The organism is Paenibacillus sp., from assembly GCF_035645235.1.
In the GTDB taxonomy this organism is placed as follows: domain Bacteria; phylum Bacillota; class Bacilli; order Paenibacillales; family YIM-B00363; genus Paenibacillus_AE.
Window position 1 is genome coordinate 1 of the sequence record NZ_DASQMZ010000050.1, and the last position, 9,611, is coordinate 9,611.

12 protein-coding genes are annotated in these 9,611 nt (G+C 62.9%); 8 read left to right on the plus strand and 4 right to left on the minus strand.

Annotated elements, in window-relative coordinates; all coding sequences use genetic code 11:
• The 4 genes from VEZ38_RS04295 to VEZ38_RS04310 all read left to right on the plus strand — a co-directional run.
• A partial coding sequence (locus VEZ38_RS04295) for an aspartate 1-decarboxylase (protein WP_324892111.1) occupies positions 1-280 on the plus strand: 280 nt, incomplete at its 5' end.
• On the plus strand, positions 255-983 hold the full coding sequence (locus VEZ38_RS04300; RefSeq protein WP_324892112.1) for a YheC/YheD family protein: 729 nt from the start codon (positions 255-257) through the stop codon (positions 981-983). The genes VEZ38_RS04295 and VEZ38_RS04300, both read left to right, overlap by 26 nt.
• 141 nt (positions 984-1,124) lie before the next feature.
• Positions 1,125-2,216: a Gfo/Idh/MocA family oxidoreductase gene (locus tag VEZ38_RS04305; RefSeq protein ID WP_324892113.1), complete on the plus strand. Its 1,092-nt coding sequence runs from the start codon at positions 1,125-1,127 to the stop codon at positions 2,214-2,216.
• Between the two features lie 10 nt (positions 2,217-2,226).
• The gene (locus VEZ38_RS04310; protein WP_324892121.1) at positions 2,227-3,015 is read left to right on the plus strand and encodes a sugar phosphate isomerase/epimerase; all 789 of its coding nucleotides are present in this window, start codon (positions 2,227-2,229) and stop codon (positions 3,013-3,015) included.
• 67 nt (positions 3,016-3,082) lie between these two features.
• On the opposite strand, the gene VEZ38_RS04315 is transcribed toward VEZ38_RS04310, so the two are convergent.
• From VEZ38_RS04315 to VEZ38_RS04325, 3 genes are all read right to left on the minus strand, one after another.
• Positions 3,083-3,247: a hypothetical protein gene (locus tag VEZ38_RS04315; protein ID WP_324892114.1), complete on the minus strand. Its 165-nt coding sequence runs from the start codon at positions 3,245-3,247 to the stop codon at positions 3,083-3,085.
• 113 nt (positions 3,248-3,360) lie between these two features.
• Positions 3,361-4,626, minus strand: a complete 1,266-nt coding sequence (gene larA, locus VEZ38_RS04320; RefSeq protein WP_324892115.1) for a nickel-dependent lactate racemase — start codon at positions 4,624-4,626, stop codon at positions 3,361-3,363.
• Positions 4,627-4,631: 5 nt separating this feature from the next.
• The gene (locus VEZ38_RS04325) at positions 4,632-5,777 is read right to left on the minus strand and encodes a glycerate kinase (RefSeq protein WP_324892116.1); all 1,146 of its coding nucleotides are present in this window, start codon (positions 5,775-5,777) and stop codon (positions 4,632-4,634) included.
• A gap of 200 nt (positions 5,778-5,977) precedes the next feature.
• Between VEZ38_RS04325 and VEZ38_RS04330 the strand changes: the two genes are divergently transcribed.
• From VEZ38_RS04330 to VEZ38_RS04345, 4 genes are all read left to right on the plus strand, one after another.
• Positions 5,978-7,078, plus strand: coding sequence for a CdaR family transcriptional regulator (locus VEZ38_RS04330; RefSeq protein ID WP_324892117.1), 1,101 nt, complete (start codon positions 5,978-5,980; stop codon positions 7,076-7,078).
• A 135-nt stretch (positions 7,079-7,213) separates the two neighbouring features.
• Complete coding sequence (locus tag VEZ38_RS04335; protein WP_324892122.1) at positions 7,214-8,113, plus strand: NAD(P)-dependent oxidoreductase; 900 nt, start codon at positions 7,214-7,216, stop codon at positions 8,111-8,113.
• A 140-nt stretch (positions 8,114-8,253) separates the two neighbouring features.
• The gene (locus tag VEZ38_RS04340; protein ID WP_324892118.1) at positions 8,254-8,664 is read left to right on the plus strand and encodes a GNAT family N-acetyltransferase; all 411 of its coding nucleotides are present in this window, start codon (positions 8,254-8,256) and stop codon (positions 8,662-8,664) included.
• A gap of 55 nt (positions 8,665-8,719) precedes the next feature.
• Positions 8,720-9,112: a hypothetical protein gene (locus VEZ38_RS04345; RefSeq protein ID WP_324892119.1), complete on the plus strand. Its 393-nt coding sequence runs from the start codon at positions 8,720-8,722 to the stop codon at positions 9,110-9,112.
• Here the strand turns inward: VEZ38_RS04345 and VEZ38_RS04350 are convergent.
• Positions 9,097-9,513 (minus strand): GNAT family N-acetyltransferase, encoded by a 417-nt coding sequence (locus VEZ38_RS04350; RefSeq protein ID WP_324892120.1) that lies wholly within the window; start codon positions 9,511-9,513, stop codon positions 9,097-9,099. The genes VEZ38_RS04345 and VEZ38_RS04350 overlap by 16 nt on opposite strands.
• Between the last annotated feature and the right edge of the window lie 98 nt (positions 9,514-9,611).

Here is a 9,611-nt window from a genome sequence, read left to right on the forward strand (position 1 = left end):
GAGCCTGCGCAACGCGACCCGCTGGAAGACGTACGCGCTGCCCGGCGGGGAACATACCGGGAAGATCTGCTTGAACGGACCGCCCGCTCATTTGTTCGAGCCCGGCGATCTGGTCGTCATTTTGAGCTTGGGGTTGTGCGATGAGGAGGAGGTGCGCCGGCTCGTGCCGCGGGTGGTGTTCGTGGACGGCGGCAACCGGATCGAACGGTGCGAGGAGCATCCGCTGTTCGACGAACGAGGGGACGTGAATTGGCATGCGCTGGAGCCGAAGCAAGCTTAAGAAGCACGAGGCGATGGCCCGTTCGAGCAAGCTCGCCGCGCATCTGCCGGATACGCGACGGCGGACAAGGGAAAATTTTTACGCGCTGCTCGAAACGTACGGGGCCGTCATCGTGAAGCCGGTCGGGGGGTGGGGCGGGAAGGGCGTCATCTCCGTCGTTTCCAAGGGAGGAAGCGAGTACGTCTACCAGAAGGGAAAGAAGAAAATCGTCATTCGAGGCCGGGATGCGGTATACGAGCGCGTTCGCGAAAAGACGAAGGGCGCGAAGACGCTCGTGCAGCGGAAAATTTCGCTGGCGACGGTGGACGGGAAGCCGTTCGACCTGCGGGTGATGGTGCAGCGGAAGAAGGACTCGCCCTGGCGCGTCACGGGGAAGCTGGCGAAGGTCGCCGGGTCCGGGTATATTGTAACGAACATTCGCCGCAGCGGCGGGAAGGTGCTTCCGTTCGACGAAGCCGTCCGCCGGTCGAAGATCCGACACGTCTCGCTCCGGAAGCTGGAGCGCCGCGTCGACGACGTGGCATTGACCGCGGCGAAGCAGCTTGGGCGCTCTTACCGCATCGACGTATGCGGGCTCGATATCGGCCTGGACGCGCGCGGCAAGGTGTGGATCATCGAGCCGAATTTCACGCCGGACCCGGGGTTGTTCAAGAAGCTGAAGGATCGTTCGATGTACCGGCGCATCCTCTCTTACGGGAAATAAGGTCGATTTTGGGGGGCAGCCCGGCGGGCTGCCCCCTAGCCGCGTCAGCGCCTGGCGGCGGCGGCGTGCCGCGAGATCGGCGAGCGCGCGCGGGCGCGGCATGGTAAAGTAAAGGGGAATATCCGATTGAGGTGAAGATCCGTGAGATTATTTCTAATTGGCGCCGGCGTCATCGCGCGTACGCATGCCGCGGCGGCCGCTAAGTTGGACGAGCCGGTCGAGCTGCACGTCGCGGACCCGGCGCCCGCCGCGCTGGAGTCGTTCCGCGCCGCGTATCCTGAGGCGAAAACCTACGGGGACGCGGCGGAGATGCTGAACAAGACGCCTGCGCTCGACGACGATATCGTCATCGTCGCGACGCCGCCGTTCGCGCATCTGGACGGCGTGCGCCTCGCGCTCGGCTCCGGCCGGCATACGCTGTGCGAGAAGCCGCTCGCGATGAACGTCGCGCAGGCGGAGGAGATGGAGCGGCTTGCGGCGGAGAAGGGGCGGTTGTTCGGCTGCTGCGCCGTCCGCTACAAGGGGATGCTGCACAACGAAGCGGTGAAACGGGTCGTCGCCTCCGGCGCGCTCGGGGACATCTACCACGTGACGTTCGTCAACAAGTGGGAGCGCAGCCGCGCGGGCATCGAGTATCAACCGCAGAGCCGATGGTTTTTGAACCGGGAGCTAAGCGGCGGCGGCATCGCGATGGATTGGGGGCCGTACGACGTGGCGACGCTGGTCGACGTGCTTTCGCCGGCATCGATCGACATCGTCGCCGCGTGGGCGGCGAAGCCCGAGACGGCCGTCGATCCTCGGGATGTCTTGTACGACGTGGAGCATCATATCGGGGCGTATTTCACGTTCCGCGGCGGCGTCGGCGGCGGGGGCCCCATCGCGGTTCATTACGAGCGCGGCACATGCACGCACGGCAAGGAGCAGTTCGTCGCGGAGATCGAAGGGACGCGCGGCGCCGTCCGATGGACGCCTTACGATTCAAGGCAGCCGGTATTTCTTCGTACCGACCGGGACGGCGTCGTCGTCGAGGAGACCGTCGACCCGGGCGAGCGAGGCCCGTTCACCGTCATGGATTTGCCGCTCGTCCACTTCTCGCGCCGCGTACGCGGCCTGCCGTCGCCGGCGAACGTAAATCGCCGCGCCGTAGACCACTTCCGGGTCGTTCGGGCCTTGTACGATGCCGCGGCGTCCGGCGAACGGCGAACGATTTCGATGACCCCGGAGGAGGTATAAGCGCGTGCGCATGAAGGGCATATCCACGAATATGTATGGGTGGTTCGAGCGATGGAAGGCAGACGGCCGGGAGGCGACGTGGGAAAGCTTGTACGCGGCTTGCGCCGAAGCGGGGCTCGACGCCGTCGAAACGGACGCGACGCCGGAGAAGCTGGCGATTCTCCGTACGCACGGGCTCGCGGTCTCCGGCACCTATGTCGGCGTGCCGCTGCACGAAGCGTATGCAGAGGTCGAGGCGGCGGTGCTGCCGTTCGCGCAGCGGCTCGCGGCGGCGGGCGGAACGGATTTGCTCGTGAACGCGGATCCGTACGGCGGTTGGACCGCTCCGCTCCCGAAGAGCGACGACTTGCTCCGCCGGCAGGGCGACAACCTGTCGCGGCTCGCGGCGAAGGCGAGCGAGCTCGGCCTGCGGCTGTGCATGCACAATCATGCGGCGGACCGGCCCGGCGCGATCGCCGATTTACGATCGGTCGTCGAGTTCTCGGACGACGCGGTAGGGCTTTGCGTCGATATCGGATGGGCGCACGTCGCCGGCTGCGACCCGATCGAGTGGGTGAGGACGTACCCGGCGCGCGTCTTCGCCGTTCACCTGCGCAACCAGCGCGGTCGAACGCCGACCGAGGATCTCCTCGAGGGAGAGATCGACGTCGCCGCCTTCTTGGCCGCATTGAACGAGGCCGGTTACGAAGGGTGGCTGTCGCTGGAGCTATGGCACCCGCCGGAGACGAAAGCCGTCCGTTCGATGGTCGAGGCCGCCGCCCGGTCGGCCGCCTACATACGTCGCCTAATCGAGACATAAGAAATCGACGTCGATAAAAATGCACGCCGTCGCGGCGTGCATTCGTCTGTCCGTAAGGAAAACCGGCTTATTGCCGGTTTCCGGCGCTGCCGCCGCCGTTCGGCTGGTTGCGGAACGCCTGCGCGGCGTCCTCCGCGGAAAACTCCGTGTCGTCCCGGCCCGGCACCGGGAGCTTGTTCAACTCGGTCGATTGCACCTCGGCTTTGGACGCTCGCTTTTGTTTGTTAGCCATTCGTTTCACCCCCTCTCGAGAAGGAACGTGGCTTATTGTGCCGCAGCTGGAAAATTTTCATGCGTCGGCCGGAACGTATCGAAGCGCGGACTGCTCCCCGCCGCCCACGGGCGTTACGCCTCGTCGACGAACGGAATCGTCAGCGGCCCCTGCGGCAGGACGGCGACCGACATCGCTTCGCCGTACTTCGCTTTCAGCTCTCGCAGCGCCGCCGACGGGTCGGCGACGGGGGTCAGCATCGCCCGGCGCACCGTCTCGTCCGGCAGCGTCGAATGGACGAAGACGTCCGCCCAACTTTGCACGACGGCCTGCTTCTGCACCTGCCATTGGTCGAGCATCCGAAAGCCCGGAGCCTCGATCATGGCGAGCAGCTGCGCCGGCGTGTCCGCCATTTGCAAAATTTTCGCGTAGTTGCCGTGGTCGGGCACGCCGTCCGAGCATTCGGAGACGCACAGAATCGTACCGCCGCGCTTCACGATCTTCATCGCGGCGCTCATGCCCTTCACCGCTTGGTACAAATTTTGATCGAGCGGATACCCGGAATTGGACGTGACGACGACGTCGAACCGCGACGCGCAGCGCGCCATGGCGTGCTCCCGCGTAAATTCGCAGCCCCGAGCGTGCGCCTCGAACAGCTCCCCGGCGAAGACGCCCGTGATTTCCTTCTTGCCGTTCAGCGTCACGTTCAATAAAAACTCCGGCTTGCACATCAAGTTGACCTCTCTTGCCATCTCCTGCAGCGGATTGCCGTCGAGATTTCCCCAGGTCGCCAGCGGATGGCCGATCATGCGGGCGTCGTGGAACGTCATGATCGTCTCCAGGCCCGCGATCCCGGGCATGATGCCCTTGCAGCCGCCGGAGAAACCGGCGAAGAAATGCGGCTCGATAAAGCCCGTCACGATTCGAAAGTCCGCCTCGACGTACGCTTTGTTCAAATACACGTCGCAGTCGAACGCGCTCCGTCCCACCTTCGTCAGCTCCGACGGCTCCTGGCAATGATGGTTGATTACCTTCACCCGGTCGGCGACGTCCGCCCCCAGCATCCCGACGAATTCCTCCCGCGTCTGATCCCGATGCGTGCCCGTGCCGTTAATGATCGTGAAGTTCTCCGGCGGCACATGCGCCAATTCCTCCAAAATCCACGGCACCAGTTTATGGTTCGGCGTCGGCCGCGTAATGTCGCTGATGACGATCGCGACCGTATCCGCGGCGCCGACCATGCGCCGCAGCCCCGGCGTCCCGATCGGCCGTCGAAGCGCCTCCTTCACCGCGCGCTCCTCGTCGTCCGTCGCAGGAACGTCACGCGGCTGCAAAATCGCCGCGTCGTCCGGAACCTCGATAGACAGCTCGCCTCTGCCGAACAACAGCTTTGTCCACATTCCGCTCACCCTTTCCTTCCGATACAGATCGCCCGCACCGCTTGCTCCGCCGCCCGCTCGAGCAGCGGCGCCGCTTGCGCCATCGCCTCCGCGAGCTCCATCGGGCCGTTCACGAGGCTAAAGATCGCCTCGAGGCCGGAGGCATGCAGCGCTTCGACGCCGGGTCCGATCGAGCCGGCCAGGGCGATCGTCGGCACGCCCGCCTTCCGCGCCTCCTGCGCGATGCCGAGCGGCGTCTTGCCCGAAGCGGTCTGGCTGTCGATACGCCCTTCGCCCGTGATGACCAAATCCGCGCCCGGCAGCGCCTCGCGGAACGACGAGTGCTCGATGACGACGTCGATGCCGCGGCGGAACCGGACGGGGAAGAAGGCGAGGAAAGCGCCGCCGATGCCGCCCGCCGCGCCGGCGCCGCGAAGGTCGTGCACGCGTATGCCGGTATGCCGTTCGATGACTTCCGCCCAAGCGAGCATGCCACGTTCCAGCGCTTCGACGACCTCCGGGGAGGCGCCCTTCTGCGGACCGAAGACGCGGGAGGCGCCCTCCGGACCGACGAACGGGTTCGTCACGTCGGAGGCGAGGACGAAGCGCGATGCGGCGATGCGCGAATCCCAGCCGGCGTCGTCGATGCGGGCGATGCGGTCGAGCCGTCCGCCGACGGGCTCGACCGGCTCGCCTTGCGCGTCCAAGAGCCGCAGGCCGAGCGCCGCGAGCATGCCTGCGCCGCCGTCGTTCGTCGCGCTGCCGCCGACCGCCAAAATGAAATCGCGGCACCCTTCGTTGAGCGCGGCGCGGATGAGCTCGCCGGTGCCGTACGTGGAGGCGCGCAGCGGATCTCGCTCCGCCGGCGGCACGAGGCAGAGACCGGACGCCTTCGCCATCTCGACGACGGCAACGGGCTTGTCGCCTCGCTCGAGCACGCCGTATTCGGCGTCCACAGGCGCGCCGAGCGGGCCTCGCACGCGGACGGCGACGCGCCGCCCCGGCGTCGAGGCGAGCAGGCTGTCCAGCGTGCCCTCCCCTCCGTCGGCGATCGGCACTTGGACGAGCTCGCACGAGGGGAGGAAGCGGCGGACGCCCGCCGCGATGGCGGCGGCGGCCGCCTCGGACGACAAACAGCCCTTGAAGGAATCGGGGGCGATGATGATTTTCATAAGGGTGTCGGCTCCTTTCGTTGCGAGAACGTTGGTAGACGGTTCTTTTGTTTTGAGTATAGCACCGAAGCTTGCCTAAAGATTTGGGCTGAATGCACAAAAAAATGTTCCAAATGAATCGGTTTATTGTGCATAATGGTGAAAACGTGCTGCCCCGTCCCGATCGCTCGAAGGGGACGAGCAGAAGGGAGTTTGCAGCGATGCTGACGAGCGAAATCGCGGAGCATATCGTCCGCGAGACGATGCGCCGGTTGAACCGGAATATCAACATCATGAATATCGAGGGGACGATTATCGCCTCCGGCCGCCCCGAGCGCGTCGGCGAACGGCATGACGGCGCGTTGGAGGCGATCCGCACCGGCCGCTCGGTCGTCATCGACTCGCCGGTCGGCGCGGGGAAGGGGGTGCAGCCGGGCGTGAACTTGCCGATCGTCTTCCAAGACCGGACGGTCGGCGCGATCGGCATTACGGGCGAGCCCGAAGACGTGGTCGAATTCGCGGAGCTTGTCCGGATGACGACGGAGCTGATTCTCCAGCGCTCCTTCTTGGTCTCCTTAGAAGAAGGACAAGCGCGTCTGCGCGCCTCCGTATTCGAGGAGGCGGCGAAAGAAATGCCGGACGAAGCGGTGTTGCTCGACCGGCTCGGGCTGCTTCGCGTCGAGGCGCGGGCGCCGCTGCGAATTTGCGTCGTGCGGTGGTCCGAGACCGCAGGCGAAGCCGCCGGAGCAGGCGCCGGGAACCCGCCGCCGTTCGCACGCCTGTTGGAGGACCTGTGGGGCGCGCGGCGTTCGGTCGTCTCCTTGCGCGCGGAGCGGCGGGAGGCGCGGATCGCGGCGTTCGGCCTCGGCGGCGCGGCGTGGGACAACCTGCTCGCGCGCACGCGCGATGTCGTCTCCGCCGCGGCCTCGGCCGTGCGAATCGGCGCCTCCGGCGCCGCCGAACGGCTGGAGGAGCTCGGCGCCTTGGCGGAGGAAGCGGCGTTCGCGGCCGACCGGGCCGCGCATGGCGCGATCGCGAGCTTCGCGGGCTTCGAGGCGGAGAGCGTCGTCGCCAGCGCGGCCGCCCGGAAGCGGGCGCGCTTCGCCGCGCGCACGACGGGGCGGCTGCCGGCCGCCCACCGCGAGACGCTGCAGACGTTCTTCGCCTGCAACCGCGGCGTGCAGGCCGCCGCGGACGCGCTGTTCGTGCACAAGAACACGGTTGTCTACCGGCTGAAGAAAATTAAGGAAGCGACGGGCTGCGATCCGCAGTCGTTCCAGGACGCGGTCGCGCTGCAAATCGCCCTCTGGTCCGAGCCGTGAAGACGGCGAGACGCTGCTTTATCCCGACACAGGGGCTGGATTTCGACCTGCGCCGCGCCCCGGGCTGCCCGCGCATGACGTTGCGCTGGCTTCCTGCTATGCTAATAGGATGGGAGCGAGCAGGTCGCCGAAACAATAGCGTCTCATTGCGATGAGCGGAGGAGGAACCGAAACATGAATATCGGATTTATCGGCACGGGCGTCATGGGCAAGAGCATGGCGGGACACTTAATGGCGGCAGGGCATCGGCTCTTCGTCTACACGCGGACGAAAGCGAAGGCGGCGGAACTGCTCGAACGCGGCGCGGACTGGCGCGACTCTCCGGCGGAGCTGGCCGAAGACTGCGAGGTCGTCATCTCGATCGTAGGGTATCCATCGGACGTAGAGGCGATCTACCTTGGGGATGGCGGCATCGTCGAGCACGCAAACCCCGGCGCGTATTTAATCGACATGACGACCTCGAGCCCGTCGTTGGCCCGTCGCATCCACGCGGCCGCGGCGGCTCGCGGCGTCCATGCGCTGGATGCGCCCGTTTCCGGCGGCGACGTCGGGGCGCGGGAGGCGCGGCTGTCGATCATGGTCGGCGGCGACCGTGCGGCATTCGAAGCGATGAGACCGATCTTCGCGGCGATGGGGAAAAACATCGTCCTGCAGGGCGGCCCCGGCGCGGGACAGCACACGAAGATGAGCAATCAGATCGCGATCGCGAGCGGCATGATGGGCGTCTGCGAATCGCTCGCGTACGCGAAGAAAGCCGGGCTCGACCCGAGCGTCGTGCTCCAAAGCATCGAATCCGGCGCCGCCGGCAGCTGGTCGCTGAGCAACCTCGGCCCGCGCATCATCGCAGGCAACTTCGAGCCGGGTTTCTACGTGAAGCACTTCATTAAAGACATGAAGATCGCCCTCGACAGCGCCGATGAGATGGGGTTAGAGCTCCCGGGCTTGGCGCTCGCGCGTACGCTCTATGAGCGTCTAAGCGACGCCGGCTTCGCCGAGAAGGGTACGCAGGCGCTCTACAAGCTGTTCGAGGATTAATCAGCTCCATCGAACAATCCAATACACCGAGCCGTCTGCGACAACAGCCGTGCCCGGTGTTTTTAATTGGTCTGTACCCTGTCATGGGCGCAACTAAAATATGGTAACATCCGTCATTATCATACGAAGGGGGAATTCGGTTGATTTGGCTTAAAAACGAATTCGTCGTTAGCGACGACGCAGCGTTGCTGCAATCCGAGACGGTTTATGAGTTGCTTTCGAACACGTACTGGGCTTCCACTCGCACCAAAGAATTGGTGGAAGCGAGTATACGGGGCTCGATGTGTTTCGGGTTATACCATAACGGGAAACAGATCGGATTTGCAAGAGTGGTTACCGACAAAGCGGTGTTTTCTTGGATCATGGATGTTGTCGTTCATGAAGATTATCGAGGTATGAAGCTGGGGCATTGGTTAATGGAATGTATCTTAGATCACCCGGAAATCAAACATACAGCCTTCGGTTTAGCAACGAAGGACGCTCAGGAGTTTTATCGGAAATTCGGGTTTACGGAAAAGCCATGTATGGCGCGTCCAGTGCAAGTCGTTTAATATTCCTGGGTGAAATGGGGTGCGCCTAATAAGAAGTCCAACGACGTGGATCTCTTTGCTGGCCGTAGTCATTATTATATTGACCGGTTTTGTAGAAGAAGCCGCTAAATTGAAATTTGACGTCATTGCCCCGTCAGCGATCTTGTATTGGGTGTTCCTGAAGGGGCTTTATCTCCTTCTTGGGATCGTGATTGAAGGACAAAGGGTGATTTCCTTTTTTAAGCGCCGTGCACTCAAGCTGAATTGGATATTGTTAGGGCTGTTTATACTATTGGCCTTCATATCGTTTTCGCCGGCGGATTTGTCCATCGTGTTTGGCTTCCTCGTATGGAGTAAACCCCTTTTCCTGCCTGAAGTAAATACAGCTTTAAATATTCTAGCCGGTATTTTTTTAGTCCGATCCTTCGTCGATGGAAGCAATGACCCAAAGCGCTACATGCGCTTGTAAAAATAATAATGTTGGAAGCCTGCCGGTTCGTCTTCCACGACGCCATAAACTTGATACCCAAGCTTCTTGTAAAATTCCGGGGCCTGAAAACTGTACGTATCGAGCTTGATCAGTTTGCAATTGTTTTCAGCTGCATATTGTTCAGCCATGGCGACGAGCTTTGACCCGTACCCTTGTCCACGCAGCTGTTCGTCGAGCCATAGGATATCGACTCTCATCATGTCCCAAAAGATTGCACCCGTCATGCCGCCCACCACGGTCCCATCCGAGTCCCTTACGAAAAAACTGAAATTTTCGACTTCCGTTTTCCCAACCTGTTGCAAATTGTACTCCATAAGCTTGGTACGAACGTACGCGGCTTGCTCGGGATCCCAGTTGTTTTCAATTTTCAAATTACTCATACGGTCGTACCTCCTGAGCACCATACAATTTTCAAACGCTATATTCTATTTTCAACGTATACTTGCTGATTTGCAACCTAGAACTCGGACTAGACCTT